The sequence below is a fragment of the Lysinibacillus mangiferihumi genome, assembly GCF_003049665.1.
GTDB classification, from domain to species: domain Bacteria; phylum Bacillota; class Bacilli; order Bacillales_A; family Planococcaceae; genus Lysinibacillus; species Lysinibacillus mangiferihumi.
On the sequence record NZ_PYWM01000048.1, the window covers coordinates 1 to 22,523 of the forward strand.

The 22,523-nt window shown below is 34.3% G+C and carries 27 protein-coding genes and 1 pseudogene; 4 read left to right on the plus strand and 24 right to left on the minus strand.

The annotated features are described in order from the left end of the window. Positions 1-252: 252 nt before the first annotated feature. Positions 253-663, plus strand: a pseudogene (locus C9J37_RS25240) (IS110 family transposase); the annotation flags it as partial. Between the two features lie 525 nt (positions 664-1,188). Next, positions 1,189-1,530: a hypothetical protein gene (locus tag C9J37_RS25245; RefSeq protein WP_025219413.1), complete on the plus strand. Its 342-nt coding sequence runs from the start codon at positions 1,189-1,191 to the stop codon at positions 1,528-1,530. Positions 1,531-1,921: 391 nt separating this feature from the next. Here the strand turns inward: C9J37_RS25245 and C9J37_RS25250 are convergent, their stop codons facing one another. Together C9J37_RS25250 and C9J37_RS25255 are read right to left on the minus strand one after the other, a co-directional pair. Continuing rightward, positions 1,922-3,622, minus strand: a complete 1,701-nt coding sequence (locus C9J37_RS25250; protein WP_107897619.1) for a hypothetical protein — start codon at positions 3,620-3,622, stop codon at positions 1,922-1,924. 355 nt (positions 3,623-3,977) lie between these two features. Next, positions 3,978-4,397 (minus strand): ester cyclase, encoded by a 420-nt coding sequence (locus tag C9J37_RS25255; RefSeq protein ID WP_107897620.1) that lies wholly within the window; start codon positions 4,395-4,397, stop codon positions 3,978-3,980. Between the two features lie 256 nt (positions 4,398-4,653). Between C9J37_RS25255 and C9J37_RS25260 the strand changes: the two genes are divergently transcribed. Continuing rightward, positions 4,654-4,911 (plus strand): hypothetical protein, encoded by a 258-nt coding sequence (locus tag C9J37_RS25260; RefSeq protein ID WP_025219410.1) that lies wholly within the window; start codon positions 4,654-4,656, stop codon positions 4,909-4,911. A gap of 45 nt (positions 4,912-4,956) precedes the next feature. Here C9J37_RS25260 and C9J37_RS25265 read toward each other — a convergent pair whose 3' ends face one another. The 14 genes from C9J37_RS25265 to C9J37_RS25330 form a co-directional block, all read right to left on the minus strand. After that, positions 4,957-5,697, minus strand: a complete 741-nt coding sequence (locus C9J37_RS25265; RefSeq protein ID WP_107897621.1) for a lysozyme — start codon at positions 5,695-5,697, stop codon at positions 4,957-4,959. Positions 5,698-5,915: 218 nt separating this feature from the next. After that, positions 5,916-6,395, minus strand: a complete 480-nt coding sequence (locus C9J37_RS25270) for a glutathione peroxidase (protein WP_107897622.1) — start codon at positions 6,393-6,395, stop codon at positions 5,916-5,918. Further along, entirely contained in the window at positions 6,382-6,849 is a 468-nt protein-coding gene (locus C9J37_RS25275) for a MarR family winged helix-turn-helix transcriptional regulator (RefSeq protein WP_327440790.1), read from the minus strand. Before C9J37_RS25275 ends, C9J37_RS25270 begins: the two co-directional genes overlap by 14 nt. A gap of 352 nt (positions 6,850-7,201) precedes the next feature. Then, entirely contained in the window at positions 7,202-7,855 is a 654-nt protein-coding gene (locus C9J37_RS25280) for an ABC transporter ATP-binding protein (protein WP_107897623.1), read from the minus strand. A 15-nt stretch (positions 7,856-7,870) separates the two neighbouring features. Further along, positions 7,871-8,653 carry a hypothetical protein gene (locus tag C9J37_RS25285; RefSeq protein ID WP_107897624.1) on the minus strand — a complete coding sequence of 261 codons (783 nt, stop codon included), beginning with the start codon at positions 8,651-8,653 and terminating at the stop codon, positions 7,871-7,873. Then, the gene (locus tag C9J37_RS25290; RefSeq protein WP_107897625.1) at positions 8,653-9,450 is read right to left on the minus strand and encodes a hypothetical protein; all 798 of its coding nucleotides are present in this window, start codon (positions 9,448-9,450) and stop codon (positions 8,653-8,655) included. Before C9J37_RS25290 ends, C9J37_RS25285 begins: the two co-directional genes overlap by 1 nt. Then, positions 9,428-10,222 carry a hypothetical protein gene (locus tag C9J37_RS25295; RefSeq protein WP_107897626.1) on the minus strand — a complete coding sequence of 265 codons (795 nt, stop codon included), beginning with the start codon at positions 10,220-10,222 and terminating at the stop codon, positions 9,428-9,430. The genes C9J37_RS25290 and C9J37_RS25295 overlap by 23 nt, the downstream gene beginning before the upstream one ends. Before the next feature lie 77 nt (positions 10,223-10,299). Next, positions 10,300-10,692, minus strand: coding sequence for a hypothetical protein (locus tag C9J37_RS25300; protein ID WP_107897627.1), 393 nt, complete (start codon positions 10,690-10,692; stop codon positions 10,300-10,302). 242 nt (positions 10,693-10,934) lie between these two features. Beyond that, positions 10,935-11,456 (minus strand): SMI1/KNR4 family protein, encoded by a 522-nt coding sequence (locus C9J37_RS25305; protein WP_107897628.1) that lies wholly within the window; start codon positions 11,454-11,456, stop codon positions 10,935-10,937. A gap of 18 nt (positions 11,457-11,474) precedes the next feature. Further along, positions 11,475-12,506, minus strand: a complete 1,032-nt coding sequence (locus C9J37_RS25310) for an HNH endonuclease signature motif containing protein (RefSeq protein WP_107897629.1) — start codon at positions 12,504-12,506, stop codon at positions 11,475-11,477. Between the two features lie 172 nt (positions 12,507-12,678). Then, positions 12,679-12,873: a hypothetical protein gene (locus tag C9J37_RS25315; RefSeq protein WP_025219400.1), complete on the minus strand. Its 195-nt coding sequence runs from the start codon at positions 12,871-12,873 to the stop codon at positions 12,679-12,681. A 221-nt stretch (positions 12,874-13,094) separates the two neighbouring features. Further along, positions 13,095-13,988 (minus strand): DUF3298 and DUF4163 domain-containing protein, encoded by an 894-nt coding sequence (locus C9J37_RS25320; protein ID WP_107897630.1) that lies wholly within the window; start codon positions 13,986-13,988, stop codon positions 13,095-13,097. Positions 13,989-13,994: 6 nt separating this feature from the next. Continuing rightward, positions 13,995-14,549, minus strand: a complete 555-nt coding sequence (locus C9J37_RS25325; RefSeq protein ID WP_107897631.1) for an RNA polymerase sigma factor — start codon at positions 14,547-14,549, stop codon at positions 13,995-13,997. Between the two features lie 106 nt (positions 14,550-14,655). Beyond that, on the minus strand, positions 14,656-15,525 hold the full coding sequence (locus C9J37_RS25330) for a polysaccharide deacetylase family protein (protein ID WP_153063516.1): 870 nt from the start codon (positions 15,523-15,525) through the stop codon (positions 14,656-14,658). 396 nt (positions 15,526-15,921) lie between these two features. On the opposite strand from C9J37_RS25330, the gene C9J37_RS25335 reads away from it, so the two are divergent. Beyond that, positions 15,922-16,470: a hypothetical protein gene (locus C9J37_RS25335; RefSeq protein ID WP_107897633.1), complete on the plus strand. Its 549-nt coding sequence runs from the start codon at positions 15,922-15,924 to the stop codon at positions 16,468-16,470. Between the two features lie 270 nt (positions 16,471-16,740). Here the strand turns inward: C9J37_RS25335 and C9J37_RS25340 are convergent, their stop codons facing one another. The 8 genes from C9J37_RS25340 to C9J37_RS25375 form a co-directional block, all read right to left on the minus strand. Further along, positions 16,741-17,049, minus strand: coding sequence for a hypothetical protein (locus tag C9J37_RS25340; protein WP_107897634.1), 309 nt, complete (start codon positions 17,047-17,049; stop codon positions 16,741-16,743). A gap of 95 nt (positions 17,050-17,144) precedes the next feature. Further along, positions 17,145-17,525, minus strand: coding sequence for a DUF7668 domain-containing protein (locus tag C9J37_RS25345; RefSeq protein WP_107897635.1), 381 nt, complete (start codon positions 17,523-17,525; stop codon positions 17,145-17,147). Between the two features lie 287 nt (positions 17,526-17,812). Then, positions 17,813-18,160 carry a YhjD family protein gene (locus tag C9J37_RS25350; RefSeq protein ID WP_024361876.1) on the minus strand — a complete coding sequence of 116 codons (348 nt, stop codon included), beginning with the start codon at positions 18,158-18,160 and terminating at the stop codon, positions 17,813-17,815. Beyond that, positions 18,153-18,485 (minus strand): YolD-like family protein, encoded by a 333-nt coding sequence (locus C9J37_RS25355; RefSeq protein WP_107897636.1) that lies wholly within the window; start codon positions 18,483-18,485, stop codon positions 18,153-18,155. Before C9J37_RS25355 ends, C9J37_RS25350 begins: the two co-directional genes overlap by 8 nt. Before the next feature lie 11 nt (positions 18,486-18,496). After that, positions 18,497-19,756 (minus strand): Y-family DNA polymerase, encoded by a 1,260-nt coding sequence (locus C9J37_RS25360; RefSeq protein ID WP_107897637.1) that lies wholly within the window; start codon positions 19,754-19,756, stop codon positions 18,497-18,499. 52 nt (positions 19,757-19,808) lie between these two features. Further along, on the minus strand, positions 19,809-19,940 hold the full coding sequence (locus tag C9J37_RS29480) for a hypothetical protein (RefSeq protein WP_268808052.1): 132 nt from the start codon (positions 19,938-19,940) through the stop codon (positions 19,809-19,811). A gap of 623 nt (positions 19,941-20,563) precedes the next feature. Then, entirely contained in the window at positions 20,564-22,276 is a 1,713-nt protein-coding gene (ptsP, locus tag C9J37_RS25370; protein ID WP_107897638.1) for a phosphoenolpyruvate--protein phosphotransferase, read from the minus strand. Continuing rightward, positions 22,273-22,523: HPr family phosphocarrier protein (locus C9J37_RS25375; RefSeq protein ID WP_107897639.1), on the minus strand; the 251-nt coding region annotated here is incomplete at its 5' end. The genes C9J37_RS25375 and ptsP, both read right to left, overlap by 4 nt.

The following is a 22,523-nucleotide window of genomic DNA, read 5'->3' on the forward strand; positions in this document are numbered from 1 at the left end:
GTTTATTGTTATCCATGAATATGCCTCCTTTAAATAGCATGTTTTCTCATTATTAAAATAATACATTAGAATTAGAGGATACTTAAAATTAATGTCTAATTTTTATATTATCAAGATAAGGTGAGAATTAATTTACTAAAGGAGCATTTCTGTTAGAAGGATTTTCAGGGGCTTGCAAAAGAAAAAGCCCTCTTGTATGATGCATGAGTGTCAACAGCCATTGACCCATCATCACACAGGAGGACTCCATTTATGCATTTTAATACGAACCAAAAAATTAATCAAGTCTCTGAAAAAACACTCGTCATCGGTATCGATATTGCCAAGCGTACACATTATGCATGCGCGGTTGATGAAAGAGGACACGTGCTCCAAAAATCGTTCCCTTTCTCACAAACAAAAGAAGGTTTCGATGCTTTTTATGAAAGATTACTGGCTTTACGTGCTACGCATGAAAAAAGTGTCGTGTTAGTTGGTTTTGAACCGACCGGCCATTACTGGATGAATCTCGCTGCCTATCTTTGTGCACATGGGATTCCGTTTATCATGGTGAACCCTCATCATGTCAATCGTTCCAAAGAGCTTGATGACAATCTTCAAACGAAGAACGACCAAAAGGATGCGCTCGTCATTGCGCGTTTAATGCGTGATGGACGATTTAGTTAGAAAAACGAGTTGAAGAACTTGAAAGAAACAAGGAAGATTTATTATATTCGCTCTATTCCCCCCTTATCTTCACTGAAAGCAATTTGATCTTAATTAAAAAGGCATTGTTTCCATACTTATCAAGAATATTTTTATTCTCAATTTGAACAAATTGACAATATTTCTGACAACACATCCACTGTCTTGAATTATGGTGGACTGTACCACTACAAAAAACTTCAGACGAACAGAATCATCAGTTTGAACGCCATCACTAACTATTGGTAAATTTTTTATTCAATAATCTTTTCTAACAATTGCTACGAACATCTTAACCTTTCCCTCTCACTAGGTGTTTCTATCATGGTATTATGCCTTGCTAGACAGTCTCACCTTTGTTTATATTTTCACTTAGTAATTTTTCTATTTAATTTTTATTCAAAAAGACTTGGTTAATATGACTAGAGAATGTAACAGAGCATTGCATACTATAAAAATGTAATCTGCAGATTATAACTTTTTGTTTGAAGGAGGTGAATATATATGCCTTTAACTACTGGTCCAATTGAAAATACAGGTAATCTACCAGCTAATGCTTCTAGTGTGCGTGTCAAAGTTCTTAATCTAACTGGAGGTTCTCTATCTGGAGTAGTCCGAGTTTATCGACTTAATGGCACAAGACAATTACTATCTACAACTCCTTTTTTAGCCGCTGCAAATGCTTCTACTTTTGTAACACCAAGTGTAGCTGGTTCGTTCCAATATGAAGTTGAAATTGCTCCGAATCAAACTGGTGGATTATATAGCGTTTACGGGCGAACAGCATCAGGTGTTATCATTGATGCTCAAAGATTTGTGAACTCAGAATTAACACAAATTCTTTAATTTTATAAATCTAAGGGTTAAAAACGTATAAGCCCTATTTTTCACATGCTTATATTGTTGACCAAAAGGCATAAAGAAGTGCACTCTTTATGCCTTTTGTTATTTTTAGCTCTATTTTAACATCCCTAATGTCTTATTGGAAATATGGTTGTAAGGTCAGGAAATAAAAAAATTTCCCGGGTAAGCGCAAGAAACGACATGTTTTAGCTAAACTAGCAGAAGCATTGCTCACGGATTCTTAAAAACCCCTATCCCTGTTGATAAGGCATGCAATTCTCTAAGATTCTAATGTCGATTTAGCTCACTTCTAGCATCCCGTTCCATATTTCCAGTGAATCAAAAAAGAACATACGTTTGTTTATTACCATTCATCCGTAGTGAGCTTTAACTATTAATTTAAAGCAAAATTGTTAGATTGATCCACTACTAATGCCATCGCTAAAGCGTAGAATGCTCGGCGTGCTCCAGCACAGTTTGGAGATTCTTTATCAGTCGTAGTAAGGTCTGTAGCTAAATCAACAGTTCCATTTGTATTGCAAGTATCGGCTAATATATCTAGGCGGGCTAAATCCCAAAGACCTGAACGACCATGGGAAGGAAACTTACTTTGACCATGTAATGATTGCCCAATATCTAGTTGAAGTTTTATGGCCTTTGATACTTTATTATCAATGCTTGTAGAACCTTGCCCCGTAACGCCAGGATAAACATTAAATAATCCAATCATTGCTTGATTGATGCCCTCACCTTTATTAGGCATTTGCCATGGATTCTTCATTAACTCTGATGGACCCAACATGGCATTCTCAGGAATGTACATTCCCCAATATTTAACATGGCTAAACAAATGACTAATTAGGTTATTTTTAATAATTGCATAGTTATCAAAAATAGCCTCGTAAGTATTAATTAACTGCGTAACCATAACTGCCGAATCCGAATCGTTATTGGGAACAAGACTGTTCCATGATGAAGCTGTCGGATTTTCTATTAAGCTCGCATATATTTGCAAGAATGTTATAGCAAATGCATTATATGCTGGAGAATCGAATCGCGCACGTAACATATTATTTGTCAGGTTCACTTCAGAAAACCCATGCACTGGAAGAACTCTTTTTGCAGATAATGAATTGTTATAGGGCTCTTGCTGGAAACAACCTTTAGAGGCATTAGCCACTGAAGTATTGATTCCCCATTGAGTATAACTAAGTACATCACGAATTGCGTTTTTCAAATTATGTGCAGGTTCTAAGGAAGCTCCAGTCTCATGAACCTTTACATCATATATATGTGCTGCCATCCAACACGCAATCGCATTCAGTGAAGAATTCAGAATAAATCTTTGGTTTTTCGTATTAAAATCTGCATGATGGTTCAAATAATTTTTACTACTAGTCCCTGGTTGAATACCAGCAAACACAACCTTTCCTGCATCATCAAGAACTGTTTGTTTATCTAAGTAAGTTTTCTGTGGATCTGTTAATGGCTCTGCCGTTGTTATCCAATAACCAATTTGACCGGCATATGGCCCCGTAGCAAAACGGTACGATTTTTCTACATCATCATATGTCCAAGCAGATGGCGTACGATAGTACATAATAATATGGTATTCTTTAGAATTTAATACTTCATTAGCAAAATGGTTTCGGTATTGCGCTAACAACGCATCTAAATTAGAAAAAGAAACATCGCTCTGTGTTTCATCTAACTTTTTAAGCATTGCTGCACCTAAATAAATTAAGCCTGCTAATTGATCAATTGGATTTGTTGGGAAATTTAATGCTTTATCGATTAGTTTTGGAATAATTATATTAACAATTTCCTTGTAAACTTCATCACGTTCTCCAGTTTGAGCCTTTTGTTGGGCGAACTGAGCACAAAACATCATTAATTGCCCAACACCTTGTTGTATTGGAGAGGAATTGAATGTTTCACTAGAACCATTTAATAAATAGTTTTGGATAAATTTTCGTACTCGTGGATATCGACCTTTATCCTTTTTATAAGGATGTTTTAAAGATGACGGCTCAGTAGTTAGTAGAAATGCCTCTGCGAAGGCATGAGCTTCTTGCAATGCTGTAAATTGTGTCAAATCAAATCACTCCTATTTTTTCATCGTTAATAAATATACATTTTGCCAAGATTTAAATTGTAGCGTACTGGTCAGTTATCATTCTATTATGAACCTCATACATAAATAGAAATATTTACCTGATACCCTTTATTATACATACTAAACTTATAAATCCATAATATGTAATACCATTAACCTAATACCTCGAAGTTTTAAGCTTGACCAAACAATACAAAAAACAGAATTAATCTATGTAGAATTAACTCTGTTTTTAAATCAAATATTCAATTCTAGCACTAGATTATAAAAGAGAAAACGGTCGTTTTGCCCAACAACGAACCCCCTTTTAATATTTCCAAATCTAGGGATGTTATTAATTTTTATTGCGTTCCAGTTGTTTTTCCATACCAGCACGATCAATTTGAATCCAATATTCGGCTATTTTTTCATTTTCAATGCGGTATACTGCACTTGCTATTTCAATGACTGGAAGACCTGTAGGCTGATATCCATCAACTTCACCAATATGCTTACCAACCTGTTTCCAGCGAACATAAACTTTAAGATCTTGGACCATCAACTCTTGAATTTCTAATGAGAAGTCACCATAAGCCTCTATCATTTCTTTTACATGATCAGCGTATTCTTTAGGCGTTCTTAGTACTGTTACTTCCTCTTCAGAGATTACTTGGTGGGCCAATACTTGCTCTGCCATTAATTCCACTGCGTAATCTGGATTACGCCCCGAACGTACTTCTTTAAAAAATTTCTCAACAATTTGCTTTGGTGTCATTTGAACCCTCCACTGAACTTTACTATATATTTTGGGGAAGATAATACTATCTTCGCATGATTAATCATAATGCGAACGCTTATAAATTAGAACGTTTATCTTGTTTTGTGCTCAAAATCATCACCTTGTCCATTAGCAAAAGTGTTTAATATAGGGGCTAAACCATTTTATACCTAACTTTTGATTTAAACTCCCGAATTAAAAATTGGATAAGGAATAAGATGTAATAAGGATTTTCGGTTAGGGAGGTGAAAAGATGAGTAAAAACAAGGATAATTTTACTGATCTTTTAGCGGGTATGGAAAATGATGCTGCTAAGCTAGCAGTTATTGCGGGAATTATTACTACATTAGGAGATGTCTTAGCTACTATCGCAGCAATAATGGCATTGGAGGAAGCACAGAAATCAAACAACAATAACAATAATAATTCAAACAAAATTGATGAATTAGAAAAACAAGTTCAATATTTAACAAAGGAACTACATAAACTTAAACATTCAAGGAAAGTTTAGTGTCAGGCACACAAACAATTCAGAATTGTTTGTGTGCCTGACACCCTAATGCGTTGTACCACGAATCGTTGCGTAATTTAATTTATTTGCTAAAATAGCACGCTCGGCAATGATTTTTGCTTCTTCTAGTGCGTTATACCAACCACTTATAAAACGCCAACCAATTTCATTTGAACTACCTTTTACTGGTTCTGCATAAGCTAAATAATATTGTTTTAATGCGTCGTTCATCGCCGCTATCATTGCCTCTTGACTATTATATTTCCCACTTTGAATACGGAATTTCTTTGGCTCTTTGTCAATCTCAATATATTCTATTTTTTTACTTACATCTATTATAGCAACAGGCTTTAAAAAAAGGGCAATTTCGTCTAGACGACGATTCACAAGCCCTTGTAACTTTTTTCCACCAGCATTACAGTATAATAGCATTTCTTTGCTTACTTGTTCCCATTGCTTATTATTTAAATATACTAATAGGGCACTATTTTTTAAAATATATCGTCCTAAATTATATTGGAAACTTGCCAGTGCATCGTACTGATTTTGGTTAAGTGGCACTTTAACATAGTATTCAATGGTAGTGGCATGCTCTTGTGCTTGCTTTCGTAATAGTTCCCACGCATCTTCTTTTGTAATGGTTTGCCCCTTTTCAACTGCTTTGCCACTTGGCCATTTTGTTGTTCCGTAGCCGATGGTCCAAACATTGTCAGGACCTATATAGGCATCGGAGCGAAACCCTTCCCACTTCGCTATGAGATTTAGTGCATTATTTGAAATTTCCATCTATCTATTATCCCCCTTTCTTTTTCTGCACCTTCTCTAGTCTATTCAATTCCTAATATCCGAACGTTTACATAGATACAGAACAAGGAAATATAATCGTCATTTATACAATTAAGTAACAATATGAAGCTTTGGAATAACCACATTCAAAATAAAAGCCCTCCATAATAGGAAGGGCTTTTGAAAATGTTAAAAACGCATTTTTCGCTGTTTCAATATTAGTGTAAATTCAAAACTTTTTTTATATCCGACTCAATGCTTTTTGGCTTATCAGTTGGACCAAATCGAGCTACTACTTCTCCTTCTGGATTAACTAAGAATTTTGTGAAATTCCATTTAATATTACTTCCTAAGAAGCCTTTCGAATGCGTTTTTAAATAATTATAAAGAGGATGTGCTTCTTTACCATTTACCTTGATAATTTCATGCATAGGAAATGTAACGCCATACGTTAAACGGCAAGCTTCAGCGGCATCCAGCGCTGAAGACATTTCTTGCTTAAATTGATTAGATGGAAAACCTAGCACTTCTAGCCCCATATCTCGATAAGTAGTATACAATTGTTCTAATTCCTCAAATTGTGGAGCTAAACCACATTTTGTTGCAGTATTGACAATTAATAAAGCCTTGCCTTTGTATTTTTCTAAACTATATTCTGAACCATCTTCTAATGTTACATTGATATCATAAATACTCATCTTTTACCTCCATGTTATTTAATTGAGTTAATAATTCATTTAAATTTTGCAACTGTGCCCTTAAATCACCGTCTATTACTGTCAAAGCATCACAATGTGCCATTTTCTCCATTAACTTTTCTGTAATCAACGTTTCAGTTGCTCTTGCCTTCTCAGTCAAAGAAATAATTACAGCACGTTTATCCTTAGACGATGTTTCTTTCGTCACCCATCCTTTATCAACAAGCTTATTTAATATTGGATTTAACGTGCCTATGCCCAAACTCAATTTTTCGCTAATTTGTTTCACCACTAGACTATCTTGTTCCCATAAAGCAAGTAGCACCAAATACTGTGGATATGTCAAACCAAATGGCTCCAGCACTTGCCGATATAACTTTGTAAATTGGTTAGCTGCCTTGTATACAGCAAAACACAGTTGATCTTCAAGTAAGAAAGCTTTAATTTTTTTCACCTCACAATATATCGCATACGATGTATTTTCATTTTATATCGTATGCGATGTATATGTCAATTTATTGAACTGTTTAACAATTGGACATTCCGATAATGGTGGAAATGCTAACTAAAAAAGACCGTTAGAACGGTCTTCAATACTGTAGAGAATGCATTAAATTAAAGTACGCTTATGATTTTCTTAAGTTTATGCGTGCTTGGTTTCAAGTTCCTCATCACCTTCTTCTTGCTGGCTCTTTTAGCTCATCCTTTGAAAGAGATATAGGGTTTCTTATCACCATGGATGATTCTTCTAATAAGTAGTTTTTCAATCGGCTCGGCTATATAGCCCACTCCACTTCATACTTGAGCTATGATAGTCTCACTGGACTTGAATGATATACTAACTCCCCTCCATCCATTTTATAAACCTCATCGCAAAGTAAGGCAATATCTTCAGGGTTATGGCTTGCTAAAAGGATGGTTATGTCCTGCTTTCTAAAGTTCAGAATCATGTCTCGCATTTCCGCTACACCCGATTGATCCAGTCCATTCATCGGTTCATCCAATAATAGTAATTTGGGATTTTCCATAATTGCCTGTGCAATCCCTAACCTTTGTCGCATGCCCAATGAATACTTCCGTACCGGGCCTTTATCATTATAATCCAACCCAACGAACGTCAAAATATTTTTGATATCTTGATCACTGATTTTATTCTGAATCGAGGCGAGTATCTTTAAGTTTTGAAAACCTGAATATTGGGTTAGAAATCCAGGCGTATCTAATAATGCACCAAAAGATTTCGGAAAATTACCTTTGCCGATAATATCATTAAACACTTTTACAGTGCCGCTACTCGGAACAAAAAGTCCAGCAATTGTCTTAAATAATAAGCTTTTACCTGAACCATTTCTGCCGACAATCCCATAAATTCCAGGTTTATCAATGACTAATGTGATATTTTTCAGCAACTGACGTCCCTTTATCTTTTTATGTAAATTGTGTATTTCGAGTATGGTCATAAATACAACCTCCTTTTACCCAACTATTTTTTCTCTTAATTTAATAAAAAGGCCATAAAGCACACTATAGGACAACACAATACATAGCGCGATTATAGTATTAAACCACGCAATGGATATTCCCTGTAATTCACTCAAGCCAAGCAAAAAATAAGTTAGCGGTAAAAACTTTAGAATAGTAGGAAATACGTAGCCAACAGCAACCGAAGAAATCAGACTAATAATAACGAGAAACATGGCGAAGACTGCATTATTGATAATAAATAGAAAAATAGTGTGGATAATGAGTAATAACAATCCTGTTAAAATAAATAGGATAAAATGGCTCAATAGCACTTGCCATCCATCCGAATTGTGGAACAACGATAATGGTATTTCATTGTGACCCTCTATTTTATTATTAATGAAGTAAACGAATATTGCTGTTACCATATACCCGATTCCAACATATCCAATCAAACTGATGCCTATCGCAATAAATATGCTATGAAAGCAATGACGATAACTTTTCATTCTTTGAATAAGATACGTTGGATGGTTAGTCAGCTCCCGGACTATACATGAACTCAGTAATAAGAGAACAGGAATAAAAATTAATAACCAACGTAATATATCGAATTGGATATTTAATGGCATATAAAACATAAAGACAATTTGATTGGTATAGCCATTTGGTATGAGATCAGCGTATGAAGTACAAACAAGCATGCTATTCAGTACAAAAATGGCAACGATACCTAGGACATACTTTATTTTAAAGAAAGAACATGTATAATAAGTAACCAGTTTTTTCAACATTATTTTCTCTCTCCAATGTACATATCTTTTTTATCGATCATGTAATATCCAATGAAATAAAGTAGCAACATTAACACAATCCAATACAAGAGAATGGTATAGGGAACTGCACTTATTGCAGATTTAGAGCTAGTATATTGAAAAATATTAATATGGTCATAAAATAAATAGGAAGATATCGGCGTTATTTTTGACAAAAATACACCTATATTTAACATGTTGACGAACAAAACAACTAAACAAGCTGATAATATCCGCCCTGTAAATACATAGCTTATGTAAAAAAGCATTCCGAAAAACAATAAATACAACCATAAAAGTATAACTGACATTGTTGTTAAGAAAATAGGTGTGCTATTTCTTAATAGCTCTGTATGATGTTTATAGTAATGAACACTATAATTACTCCATTGATTTTTAAAATCTAAGACAAATACAGCTTCCAGTACCATGATGGCGACAAGCATTAGGCAGTAATATGAAGCTAACTTTGCCACTCGTAAAAGGTTTGCATGATACCATTGTCGTTTCGTAGAAAATCGAATTAACAAATAGTTTTGCACATTCCCTAATGAAAATAACGATATAAGAATAAGTGTAAATGCAGGCATGATAACATAAAAAAGAGGATGAAACTCCGTAAGATGAAGTAATAAATCAAAGATATTGCCTTCGACTACTTTTGTTGATAGCAATAAATTGTAGAAATATAGCATCAACACAATATAAACGAAAATAATACTTTTCTTCGGTGTATATAGCTTTAGTTGTATTTTACTCTTTAAAGCGTTCTTCAACCTTTGCTGTCCCTCCTATAAAAAATAGTGTTATCCCCACTACAACAAGCACTATGCCATATAGAAAAGTTTGTCCAATGTTAGATTTGTCAATGATATCCACATCAAATAATGCCATCGCATTTAATGCAGGGTGAATCTTCGCCAATACTGTCACTGATACAATTAAATACATAAATGGTATAAATAACGCAATATATTGATTTTGAATTACCGCAGATATTCCTAAACCTAGCGTTGCAAATATCATCCCACTACAAAACATAATTCCAATCATTATTATCATCATAAGGATTGGAGAGTTTACACCAATACTTTGAAAAAAGTGTACAGGATCTAATCTTCGCTCAGGTCTTAACATTGGTACATTTAATAGAAGCTTTAAAACCATTAAAAAAGTAAAAGCAATAGTAGGGCCAATTGCAACAGCTACCCCTCCGGCAAGTGCATTGACCGCTAAACGAATTGTCATATAGCGGCTTTTTTTCATACGGTATTGTATATAATGGTGGAATCCTGTTTGAATATCTGTTCGATAAGAATTTGCAAATGGCATACATGCAATAATTGGAAATGCAATGACAATATATGATGCAGTACCAGCGTTATAGCCTTGTAAAAAGGTGTACACAATTGAAATCACCCCGCTATTAATCCATATTAATGCTTCCAGCATACCGATAAACACTAGTAAAATAGAGGATGCTATTGTGATAAGTCCCATTCTGGATAACAATGCTCTTTTAAACTCTTGCCTAATATACATATTCATGTTTTACACCTCAACCTTCATCATTTCCAACCAATGGATTGAATGACCAAAAATTGAGTATCTTATATCTTATTAGATTAATTAGGTGTCCATGTTCCTGCAGTTTCAACTGATTCAAATGTTCCAATAGAAGTAGAAATATCTAAGTAAACTTTTTCCCCTATTAATGAACTGGCATTTCCTAAGTAATCCATTGGAACGGTTGTACGCTCTGCATACATTTCTTTTGTCGTAACATTCCTAGTCCCCTTTTCAACCCATGATACCAATTTGCCCCTCTGAATATACGTTACTAAATTGTAAGCACTGCCCGTCGTTTCTTTAACAGCATCGGTAGTCTCTAAATCACTTATAATTTGAACTTTCCCTGAATACCCATGATATGTAGGGGATGCATTTGCAAATGAACCAAATCCTATAGTCAACAAACTAACAGCTAGAATACTTGCAAAAAGTTGGTACTTCTTCATTTTGCTTTCCTCCAGATTGTAATTTGTTTCATTTTCGGCCATCTAATTATCTTAATTTTATTAGTATTCCGTTTATTTTGTAAAGTGAATTTTATTAAAATAAATACATTTAATAGATTTAAAGATACCATTTGCGTTAAAGTTGATATATTTTCGTTTTATACAAAAAAACAGCTACTAATTTTTAAATTAAGTAGCTGATCTTCGTTTACTCGCTTTATTTCTATACTGTTTTGCTAGCTTTACCATAGCCAATATCTAGCTCCCTGTGTAACAATAAATCTGTCCAGCCAAGTTTCAAAGTTCATAGGTAGCCTTTGAATGTCTCCTTCATGAACAAAGATAAGATAATCATCCTCCCCATTAGCAACCTTTTGTGAATCAATGAACATATAGTCGCCATAGCCTCTATAATTACCAATCATAAACCAATTTTTATCATAGGCACTTTGATAATATATATTTGTCGCATATTCATTTATATAGTTTTGCATCTCGCTTAAATTAAATATTTCAAAGAAATCATAACCAAGACCATCATCATTAAATAATTTCGCTCCATTACTATGTTTTAAAAATAAGCACAATTCTTTCGGTAAAACATGTTGAGTTTTTAAAGTGAATTCCTGTAGTTCATGATTTGATATTGGACAATTCCAATCACAGGTTACATTTAAAATTTCTCCATTCTCCCTTTGTATGATAATGCTGTTCTCTTTATCTAACCTTTTATTTAATGCTGTTAAGATTAATTCAATCGACATATTATCTTCACCTAATTTCTAATAGTTTAACCACCAAGGAGATACAGTTGCTCTATGAAATGAATATGGCAAAGGAATTAAATTCCCATAATCCTTATTTCCTCCCCATTTACACGGTCTAATATGATGGATTTCATAATCATTCCAATTTAAAGATCCATAAGTTTTATCATACCATGTTCTATATGCTCTTCTATCAGAGTTAGTCAAAGCACAAGAAGAACTAGAATTTGCTGACCAAGTTGTAGAAGCAGGTTTAGTCATTACTTTTTTGGACTTAGGGTCTGTATATTCTGGATATTTCATTCCTTTTTTATTCAACAACCAAGGTCCTTCATTTTTAGCACTCGCACGATAAGATACATTTGAATAATTAGCATATGCCATTGAATCTGATTTCCAATAATAAGTTGAATTTATATAAGCAGAAATTGTAACTACTTGTTTCAAGGTTACTGTTTTAGTAATATTGTCCGCATTTATATATGAACCATTTTCACTTGTAGCTCTTTGAATACTTGCAATAATTGTATAATCTTTTGGTCTTGTACCTACCCCATATACTCCTGTAACCTCTGCTGAATGGTTAATTTTTGATGTTGTTGTACCAGCATTGATAATCCATGTTTTAAATGCGACTGAATATACTAATAACGAATTATACTTACTAATGTTATCTGAATAAGCATTTCTTGAATTTCTTGAGAAAGTATTTATTTGAGACTTGTTGTCAATTAACTCATTTATATCAATTATTTCATCAGTTTCAGTATCTATCGCAACTAGATATGTTCCTTCACTTAATGTATACTCATCGTTTATTACACTAAAGCTATCTTGAAATTCTGCTCTAAGGTCTTCCTCAGTAATATATTCATCGATATATCCCAACTCATATAATTTTTGTAATTGAATAGCAGCTTCTAAATAATCTTCTTCATGACTTACGTGTTCTAACTCTAACACCGATGAACTTGCTAAAAAAGTTGGAGTAAATGAAACTAAAAGTAATAATATTAATAGTGATAGTGATAATACTATTTTTTTCATTTCGATTTTCTCTCTCTTTTTTAATTTTTAGTATTTTCCGAATTTATAGTTATTATTTTAGTGTGTTTATTATAGGAGGAATTTTAACCAGTGTCTGATTCATTATCACCTCAACCTTCACCATCTCTAATTAGTTGTTGAATGACCAAAATTTATTTGAACTTTCATGTTTCTATTTTTCAAACGAAACTAAATTGTAAGTACTACCTGTAGTTTCTTTAACAGCATCAAGTGTCTCTAAATCATTAATAATTGGAACTTTTCCTGAATACCCATGATATGTAGGGGATGCATTTGCAAATGAACCAAATCCTATAGTCAACAAACTAACAGCTACAATACTTGCAAAAAGTTGGTACTTCTTCATTTTGCTTTCCTCCAGATTGTAATTTGTTTCACTATTTTCGGTCATTCAATTATCTTAATTTTACTATTATTCTGTTTATTTCGTAAAGTGATTTTTGTTAAAATAGATATATTTTATAGTTATAAATGTAAAATTTAAATTAAAATTACTATATTTTACCCATAAAAAAACCCAGTACCTTTTGTAGAGGGAACTGGGTTTTCTCTGTTGTTTTAATATGTTTAGCGTTTAATCTCAAATTCTTGTGGACCAGCATAGGGCGGAGCAATGTAATATTCATAGAAAAAGATGACGGGATTTCCTCGTTCATTAATATAGAAGTTTTTAGACGTAAACTCGTCTATTCCACCAGTTCCCTTTGAAGCATAGTATTCCTGATAGTATGACCACAGATTTTCATCTGCCTTCGCACGTTCCTTCACTTGACGCTCTATTTCTGGATCTACTATTTTTTCGTAATCTTTTCCTAGTAAATCTGCTAGCGTTAGTTCCTTTCCTGTTGTTAAATCAATATTATAAAAATACTTTGTATCAAATGTTAATCCATTTGTAGTTTCTGTTTCATTAATGATAAATGACAAGATTTTTGCATTTGAACTTTTTACTTCATAATCAAATTTGTATGTGCTAGGTGTATATTCATTAATATCTCTTGCATCCTCGCCCTCTCCAAGGAAGTTTTTCTTAAATTCCGCTGAGTCCTGTTTTGCTTTCGCAGCAAGGCTCTCAATTTTTTCCTTAATCATCGTATTAATCTGATTTTCTAATGATGGATTCCCTATATCAGAAAATTGAGGAATTTTAATATGCGCATCAATCGAATCTGTCTTTTCTATATATTCATCAATCGTAATCACTTTTACTACTGCACCTAATACCGGAACCTTTGACATTGCCAGTGCAAAAGTCGGACTTAGATTTACAAAGAACATGAATAGTAGACAGGCTGTTAAAGGAATCACGATAAACTTCATTTTAAAAAACGTTAAAAAATCTTTCTTCTTAGGCATCGTTTCATTTTCAGCTATTGTCAGTACTTTTTTTCGTATCCTTTCCTTATTTACTAAGTTTTCTTCTATAACACGTTTTAATATATTTCGTTCATGCTCCTTCATATCGCTTCAACCGTCCTTCCCAAACTTTTTTCGTATTTCATGAGTGGTGCGGTAAATATAATTTTTTATCGTGGATTGATTTAAATGTAGTAATTGAGCAATTTCAGGAATTGATAGTTCAGCATAATAAAATAAGTAAAATACCTTTTGCACTTTTTGAGGTTTTGTTTGCAAAAAGCTCCAAATGTCAGATAATAGTTCTTTATTCTCTAAAGTAATCTCTATTTCATTTTCGTATTGCTCTATGTCCGTATCCGCATGATTATATTCTTCATTTTCTTTATTTATATCAAACAACGGTATGATACGCTTTACTTTTTCTTTTAAAGAATAATGTTGGTAGATTTTAGATTTAGCGATTCGTATTACATAAGCCTCTGGATTCTTAAGATAATCAATGCCCTTGTCCTTTAGTATTCCATACAGCGCTATATAAGTTTCTTGTATTATATCCGGGATAACACTCGTATGATTGCATTTGCTAATGACATACACTACACATTGATGATAGGTTTTGTCATAAATTTCGTTAAATTTCTCTTCGATTCTTTGAGTATTCAAAGGCTCACCTCCCGTTAAACGTTACTAGGGAATGCAATATACGAATGTTGAATAACATTGTTATTATGTCATGGTTTTATGGACTACATTCGTTTCCTTTGCACAATCAATTGCCAAAATAGGGATCGACTTTTTCACTTTTTAGCGATAACAGTTCTGATACTGTTACAAATTCATATCCTTCTTTTTTTAATGCCATTAATATTTCTGGTAAAGCTTCAGCTGTGGCTGTATGAATATCATGCATTAACACTACTGATTTATTTGTGATGTTATTTAAAATTTCGTTTTTTATAGCTACTGGGTTGCGACTTTTCCAATCTAGTGAGTCGACAGACCACATAATTGTAGTATAATTTTCTGACGTTGTATAATTTAGAATGTCTTGGTTGTATATCCCATATGGAGGTCGAAATAAGGTTGGGGTTACACCTGTTGCCGCTTCAATAATTTTGTTTGTTTTATTGATTTCTTCTGTCATTTCATTGTGCGTCAATTTCTTTAAATTTGGATGACTAAATGTGTGATTTGCTATTTCGTGACCTTCAGCAACGACTTGTGCCGCAATATTTGGAGACATCTCAACTCTGCTTCCTAACATAAAGAATGTTGCCTTTGCATCATGTTGCGCTAAAGTTTGTAAAACTCGTGGTGTAACTTTGGCACTTGGGCCATCATCAAATGTAAGTGCTATATATTTTCCGTCAGGATTCAATGCAACTGTTTCATTTTCTAATTCTTCTTCCTCTTCTTCCTCTTCTTCCTCTTCTTCCTCTTCTTCTGTCATTACTTCCTCTATTACATCTCCACTATCATCGTTTTCTTCAAATCTTGCCTTATCACTTGCAATATTTTCAGCTTGCCCATGCTCTTCAATTTTCCCACCTAAGAAGTAGTATCCCGCACCTAGCATGATAGTAAAGAACAAAATGACCGCTACAAATCTTGTCCATCTAATTCTCTTCCTTACTTTCATTCCAATACACCTTTCTTTGCTATTTTTTCTTTCTTAATATAGAAGAGAATCAGAGAGTTGAAAAAGTTTCAATGAAACTAAAAAATTTTTAATTTTTTTGTAGGACAATAAAAAAGCATGAAAAGTCTTGATCAATATCGCGTGTTCATCATGCCCAGTGGATGCCGTTTACAGTTCTGTAAGTGATAGTGTTGTAGTATGCGGCATGATGGCTAACAGGCGTATAGTGGAAGAAGGGAAAATTAGCAGTAATGTAGAATATAAAAATGAATACATAGCCAATCGTTTTGCCCCGTCACATGTGATGGGGTACGGGTATTAAAAAGTTCGCTTAAGTGGACCGAATGACTTTATCGTGTTGTGTCCCTTGAACCGAAGCAAAAGGAGTGAATATGCATGAAAGAACCATCTGAACAGCTTATTGACATGCTTGGCCATCCATATAGTCCTAAGAATGTTCAAGCTTTGCTGCAATCATTCAATGTCAAGCGAATGCCTTCCCCGAATAGCTATTTCAACGATGATATTATTTGGTCTGTAAAAGCATCGATACGCATTGATATTTATCGTGCATCAAAACTAAATGATTTGACTGGACTCCACTATACAAATCAAGATGAATGGATTATTGGTGCTATACATTTTCTTGCTCCTGGATCGGATGACCGAATTAAAACGCCGTTTCCTGGAAAGCTTCCTAAGGGAATCACGATGTGCTCCACACCAGATGAGTCAATAAAGGCTTATGGTCAACCTGAAATGGATGAAGAATGTGCGTGGCCTGGGTTCTCTGGTCGAATTTTGGCTTGGCGCAAGCAAAACATAAATATCGCAATTGAATATGCGGACAGTGCAATCGATTGCGTGATGAGAAGCTACACGGCATGTTTAATTGGCTGCATTGGCGCATGGCGAGACGATAATCCAGAGGTCTTTTCTCCCTGATTGCCAGTCTACCACGCGTGACTACGGATGGTAGTTCGTTCGCTCTCAAATAAATGACACTCCTTATCACACTCTAAGAGCATGTTTGGAAAAAAGATTTCAAAACATGCTCTTTACATTTGTTCTTGTATCAAGGTTGATATGGTTATTAAAAGCTTCATTCCTTATGTCATGATTGAATTTTACCTTGTGAAGAAATTGTAGATAATATAAAAAAGACACCGAGGTGTCTTATGTATTTTCAAGTTAAGTTTATGGACAATTTGAGAGTTAATTATAATAATGAAATTCAAAACCGTCTTCTGGTTCGCCCACTTCATATCCCAATAATTTTGTAGCACTTTTTTTAAATAATGTAATCCATTCATTCCATTCCTCTGATGGTAATTCCGCATAAAATTGTAGTCCACTTGATTCAATACTTACTTCTATCAATTTACCATCTGAACCATACCACTGTGGACAGCCGTTTACAAAGTGGTTCCAGTTAGGCATTTCTCTATATAAACGCTCCAACTTATCCCAAATTTCTTGTGGAGCAGAATAATGAATATTCAAATTAATATTGTATATTTCCATATGTTCTCCTAAGATTTTGATTTTTTGAGTTGATTCGTTAATTCAACCAAAAGCCGCCATTATCTATATTTTAGCGATTCTTTCTAAATCTTGTTTTACTGTGGGTCAACTGTGATAAAAACACTTTTTAATCCGCTATCCGTATATAAAAACTCCATTTGTAAACACATATCTGCCAATTTTGAATTTGAAGTTAAATCATAATCAACAGCAAATCCACTGTTGTCCTTGAATTCATAGAAGTTGATTTGTGAATATTCGTATTTGGGATGGAAATTACATGGAGCTCCATATTCATCAAATGAATCAAATCCATTTAAGTTTAATGTTTCTTGGACATAATAGAATAACTCACCAATATCATCCACTTTAGATTCATCCACATAATTTAATATTTTTTCATATTCTTTACTATGCATTACTTTTAATATATTGGTAGTAACAGCTAAGGCATATTGTTTATCTTCGCTTTTCATATTGAACCTCCCAATTCTAATTTTCTTTCCATTTAACTGTATAATATCATACATTTTTGAGAAAATTTATTTGAACTAAGATAGATTCAAAAGAAAATGGAGATACCAGTGTAATGTCATTTCGGTTTGCAACGAACGAGTGCTTTAGTTCATAAGACTCATTTAATTAATCAAATTTTATAAAAATCTTAGTTAAAAATATTAACTCCATTTTGACTAGTCTCTTCTCAAAATGGAGTATTTTTTCATTTGCTACTAAAGGTTGAAAGAATTTTTGTCATCACTCTTTATTCAACGCGCCGTATATGATTAATCAACAGCTTCTCCACCTGTGATTTAAGAGCTTGATTTGCATAACGGAGTACTACATCATTCCCTGCAGTAGCAACTTGTACGTCACTAAAGTATTCATCTATCGGTTGCCAACCTACTACTCGTATACGTTTTTGTGCAAGTTCTCGTTTGAGATTAAAATATTCTTGTCTTAGCTCCTTTAGTAATGAATCCATCATTGGAAGAAATACTGTTTTCATTTTAAACTGCTCTAATTTACAATAATCAACCTGTAATGATTTAACTGCTAGCTCTAACAAAAGATACTTATGAAGTAACTGTCTTTCATCGGCTTTAATCATAGTAATCAGCATCCAGTTGGGCTGATTGAATATTTGGGATGGGGATACTCTCCGTTTTAAGTAGCGTTTCAAGTATGAGTTCATTCGTATTCATCGATTTAACTATACCAGTCCATTGTGTGATTGTATGGTCCTTCCACACTTCTACTGTAACGGTCAACTGTTGATTAAAAGCTTGATTAATTGTTTTTTGTAGTTCTTCCAGTTCCCATTCAGTCAATTCTCTTGGCTGTTCCGTATACTCTTCTTTGTACTCTCTGAGAAGCTCTAAATGTTCTGGCAACATCATCGATGCCCATTTAATCGTCCCTCTATCTTTTATCATTCCAATCACTCCTATGCCAAATGACCACCAACTAAGCGATCTCGTTTAATAGCTGTACCAGCTTTTGTATAAGAAACTGCTCTTAATATTGAGGTAGCTCCAAACCTGTTACGTATTGCATCCATTGTAGGACCAATTATCTGACGTTGCGGCTTACGTTCATCAAATAAATCCAATTGAATGCTATGCTCTTTCTCTAGGTTAGATATTCTGACTGATAATTGTCGTGCTGGCTCTCCAGCAAAATGTTCATCCAGTAATTCAATACAAGCTTTATACATCACAAGCGTTTCACTTGTTGGCACTGCAATGGTTTTAGAACGATAAAACCCTTTGGTCATGGCATTCTGACTATAGGAAAGACCTAAGCTAATTGTACGACCAACAAACCCTGCATCACGTGCGCGCTTCATTACGTCTTCGCACATTTCTAGAAGCACTACCGCAATCTCTTTTCGTGTGTGATAATCCCTCATTAGCATTTGACCCTTACCAAAACTTAATGCTCCGTTTGTTATTAACGGCTCCCCTAATTTGGATAAATCTATGCCCCATGCATGGTAATAGAGTTGATTGCCCATTACCCCAAAGCGCTTTTCTAATTCTGCTAAATCTGCATTAGCCAAACCACCAACTGTTTGTATTCCCATAGCATTTAGATTTGCCTCCATTCGTTTTCCTATGCCCCACATTTCAGATAAAGGTCGAACAGGCCATAGTTTCTTTGGAATATCCTCATACGTCCATTTAGCAAAGCCAGTTTTCTTTGCTTCAAGGTCTAAAGCTAATTTGGCTATTAACATATTGGGGCCCATACCTACTGCACTAGGTATATTAAATTGGTCAAGAATAGCCTTTTGTATTTCCTTAGCCGTTTCTTCAGGTGAACCCCAAAGCTTTTCAGTGCCAGTTAAATCAACAAAACTTTCGTCCACACTATACACATGTATCGCATCAACGGGTACGTAATTAGCGATCAATTTTGTAATCGTCATCGACATTTGAATAAAGAAACTCATTTTAGGCTCAAACAATCTAATGTCAGGATGCTTTGGTATCTCATAACGACTACTCCCAGTTTTGATTTTATATTTTTCTTTCATTAAGGGAGATGCAGCAAGCACTACGCTACCTGGTTGGTCAAAATTTGCTACTACTGCAACTGGCGTTTTTAAAACATCTAGCCCATGTAACATCGCTACGATACTGGCGTAAAAGCATTTCATATCGATACACATAATAGGTCTATTGGGCATAGCCTCATAATTCATACAACTTCACGCTCCTTACTCACAAAAGGAATAACGACTAGAACATCACTGATTAAAAAATTAAATAACCAAAAATTCCAATGACTTTTACACGCCTTTTGCTTAAGGAATTCTCTTTCGCTACATATATAATGTTCACTAATTGATTGCGTTGTTGCATAGCTTTAATCAGTTGCTCTCTCATCTTAGTTTCCTCCTACTATCTCTCGAAATTCCCTAAATTATTGATGTTTTTTGGCACAATAATTTTTCTCTTTACCTACCATATGTAAGAACATTTGTTTGTATACACATATTAGAACAAATGTTTGTTTTTTGGCAATATTAAATTTTTGGAAACAAAAAAAAACCAGGTACTCAAATGAGCACTGGACTTAACCGTATACACTACAAAATAGACTAAGCAACCATCTGAATGCTGATTTCCAAGAACATAAATATAAGAACTAATATTCAGGATTATTTAGAAACATGAGGGAAAGTTAATTGAAGTTACCAAGTAAAATGGGCGAGAAGAAATCCTAGGGAAAAATCAAAAAACCTTGAGAGATTATAGGACATATCTAACTATTATCTTCGGGCGAATGAAAAGGATAAAATGAAAGCAAGGTGTTTTGATGGTTATAACTGGAGAGAGCATTAAAAAAGACTATGCTACTATATCAATTTTTAAAGAAAGTTTATAAAAATACTGCACGTGGCAATGTTATATATGACGGGTGCCTATGCCTGGATTGATTGTTTCACTATTTATTCCAATGTAACCAGTATCATAGGCACATTAAACTAAGAATTTTTACACCAACATTATAAATGACAACGAGCTCTGACAACCCGGGCGACTTCTTCATTTGTTCTAAGCTGAAGAACTTCATTTGCGAGTTCCACCATATCACTTTGTTTCAATTGACTAATTTGTGTGCGTGCTTTTAAAATCGCAGAAGCACTCATTGAGAATTCATCCAATCCCAAACCTAGTAATAGTGGAATAGCAATTTCATCTCCAGCCATTTCTCCGCACATTCCGGTCCATTTCCCTTCACGATGTGAAGCATCAATCACTATCTTAACAAGGCGAAGGATTGCTGGATTATAAGGTTGATACAAGTATGAAACACGTTCGTTCATACGATCTGCTGCCATTGTATATTGAATTAAATCATTTGTTCCAATACTAAAGAAATCAACTTCTTTCGCAAACTGATCTGCTAGTATAGCTGTTGAAGGTAGTTCTACCATGATGCCAATTTCAATTCCTTCCGCAACCACTGCACCCTTTTCCAAAAGTTTGTGTTTCTCTTCTTTTAAAATAGCTGTTGCTTGACGGAACTCATCTAGCGTTGCAACCATGGGAAACATAATCTTTAAGTTTCCAAACGAACTTGCTCGTAAAAGAGCGCGTAATTGTGTGCGAAATATGTGCTTCTCCTCCAAACACAAACGTATCGCTCGAAAACCTAAAAATGGATTTAGTTCTTTAGATAACTTCAAATATGGAAGCTCTTTATCTCCACCAATATCAAGTGTACGCACAACAACCGGCTTATTTCCCATTCCTTGAAGAACACTCTTATAGGCTTCAAACTGTTCATCTTCAGTAGGCAGTCGATCTTTACTCATATATAAAAATTCTGTCCGGTATAAACCAATACCTTCTCCACCATTCGAAATAACCTCCGCTAAATCTTCTGGGTTACCGATGTTTGCAGCTAATTCCACATGGTGGTGATCGGCAGTAACAGTTTTTTCATTCACTAACTTCGCCCACTCTGCTTTTTGTTCCATGTACTTTTGATGTTTCTTTTCATATATTGTGATTTGTTCAAAAGTAGGATTAACCTGCACAATTCCATTTAATCCATCAACGACGACCATATCACCATCTTGGATATGTTGTGTTATTTCTCTCGTTCCAACTACTGCTGGTATTTCCAGTGAGCGAGCCATAATTGCGGAATGAGAAGTTCTTCCACCTATATTTGTAGCGAAACCTTTAACATACTTACGATTTAATTGGGCTGTATCCGAAGGAGTTAAATCTTCTGCGATAATGATGACTTCTTCAGAAATCATACTTGGATTCACAACCTTAGCACCTAACAAATGGGTCATAACTCTTTTGGTCACATCCCGAATGTCCCCTGCCCGTTGTTGCATATATTCTCCATCCATCCCTTCAAACATTGCAATGAACATATCCGTTGTTTCTTTAAACGCATATTCTACATTCACATTTTCTAAGCTTATTTTTTCTTCAACAGTTGTGATTAATTCCGGATCGTTTAACACTAAAATGTGTGCATCGAAAATTGCTGCCTCTGAAGCTCCAAATTCTTTTTCAACAAATTCGCGAATATCTTTTAATTCTCTTTTGGCGATAGATAGTGCGGACCGAAAACGTTCAATTTCTTTTTTATTGTCTTCAATTGTTTTTTTATTGAATGATAAATTCGGCTCTACTAGAATATATGCTTTTGCAATTGCGATGCCACTAGATGCCGCAATTCCTTGGAAGTTCATAACTTTACCAATCCTTCTTTTATCAACGTTTCCTCCAGTTTCTGTAATGCTTCTTCTTCGTCTAATCCTTCTGCATAAATTTTAAATTCCTCGCCAAATGGAATTCCAAGAGCCATCACACCGATACGAAAAATATATCTAAACCAATTAAAATTTGTATTTAAACAATTTTTACTATGGTACGACTTATATCTTACGAATTTCGTCTTGTACCTTCCTGTTTCACCGAGCCTCGTTTTGCCGAAGC

What these genes read in the sequence shown, in the direction of transcription:
- C9J37_RS25245 (WP_025219413.1), top strand. Translation starts at nt 1,189, where the DNA reads ATGCCTTTAACTACTGGTCCAATTGAAAATACAGGTAATCTACCAGCT.
- C9J37_RS25255 (WP_107897620.1), bottom strand. Translation starts at nt 4,397, where the DNA reads ATGACACCAAAGCAAATTGTTGAGAAATTTTTTAAAGAAGTACGTTCG.
- C9J37_RS25260 (WP_025219410.1), top strand. Translation starts at nt 4,654, where the DNA reads ATGAGTAAAAACAAGGATAATTTTACTGATCTTTTAGCGGGTATGGAA.
- C9J37_RS25265 (WP_107897621.1), bottom strand. Translation starts at nt 5,697, where the DNA reads ATGGAAATTTCAAATAATGCACTAAATCTCATAGCGAAGTGGGAAGGG.
- C9J37_RS25270 (WP_107897622.1), bottom strand. Translation starts at nt 6,395, where the DNA reads ATGAGTATTTATGATATCAATGTAACATTAGAAGATGGTTCAGAATAT.
- C9J37_RS25280 (WP_107897623.1), bottom strand. Translation starts at nt 7,855, where the DNA reads ATGACCATACTCGAAATACACAATTTACATAAAAAGATAAAGGGACGT.
- C9J37_RS25285 (WP_107897624.1), bottom strand. Translation starts at nt 8,653, where the DNA reads ATGTTGAAAAAACTGGTTACTTATTATACATGTTCTTTCTTTAAAATA.
- C9J37_RS25295 (WP_107897626.1), bottom strand. Translation starts at nt 10,222, where the DNA reads ATGAATATGTATATTAGGCAAGAGTTTAAAAGAGCATTGTTATCCAGA.
- C9J37_RS25300 (WP_107897627.1), bottom strand. Translation starts at nt 10,692, where the DNA reads ATGAAGAAGTACCAACTTTTTGCAAGTATTCTAGCTGTTAGTTTGTTG.
- C9J37_RS25305 (WP_107897628.1), bottom strand. Translation starts at nt 11,456, where the DNA reads ATGTCGATTGAATTAATCTTAACAGCATTAAATAAAAGGTTAGATAAA.
- C9J37_RS25310 (WP_107897629.1), bottom strand. Translation starts at nt 12,506, where the DNA reads ATGAAAAAAATAGTATTATCACTATCACTATTAATATTATTACTTTTA.
- C9J37_RS25315 (WP_025219400.1), bottom strand. Translation starts at nt 12,873, where the DNA reads ATGAAGAAGTACCAACTTTTTGCAAGTATTGTAGCTGTTAGTTTGTTG.
- C9J37_RS25320 (WP_107897630.1), bottom strand. Translation starts at nt 13,988, where the DNA reads ATGAAGGAGCATGAACGAAATATATTAAAACGTGTTATAGAAGAAAAC.
- C9J37_RS25330 (WP_153063516.1), bottom strand. Translation starts at nt 15,525, where the DNA reads ATGAAAGTAAGGAAGAGAATTAGATGGACAAGATTTGTAGCGGTCATT.
- C9J37_RS25335 (WP_107897633.1), top strand. Translation starts at nt 15,922, where the DNA reads ATGAAAGAACCATCTGAACAGCTTATTGACATGCTTGGCCATCCATAT.
- C9J37_RS25340 (WP_107897634.1), bottom strand. Translation starts at nt 17,049, where the DNA reads ATGGAAATATACAATATTAATTTGAATATTCATTATTCTGCTCCACAA.
- C9J37_RS25345 (WP_107897635.1), bottom strand. Translation starts at nt 17,525, where the DNA reads ATGAAAAGCGAAGATAAACAATATGCCTTAGCTGTTACTACCAATATA.
- C9J37_RS25350 (WP_024361876.1), bottom strand. Translation starts at nt 18,160, where the DNA reads ATGATTAAAGCCGATGAAAGACAGTTACTTCATAAGTATCTTTTGTTA.
- C9J37_RS25355 (WP_107897636.1), bottom strand. Translation starts at nt 18,485, where the DNA reads ATGATAAAAGATAGAGGGACGATTAAATGGGCATCGATGATGTTGCCA.
- C9J37_RS25360 (WP_107897637.1), bottom strand. Translation starts at nt 19,756, where the DNA reads ATGAATTATGAGGCTATGCCCAATAGACCTATTATGTGTATCGATATG.
- C9J37_RS29480 (WP_268808052.1), bottom strand. Translation starts at nt 19,940, where the DNA reads ATGAGAGAGCAACTGATTAAAGCTATGCAACAACGCAATCAATTAGTG.
- ptsP (WP_107897638.1), bottom strand. Translation starts at nt 22,276, where the DNA reads ATGAACTTCCAAGGAATTGCGGCATCTAGTGGCATCGCAATTGCAAAA.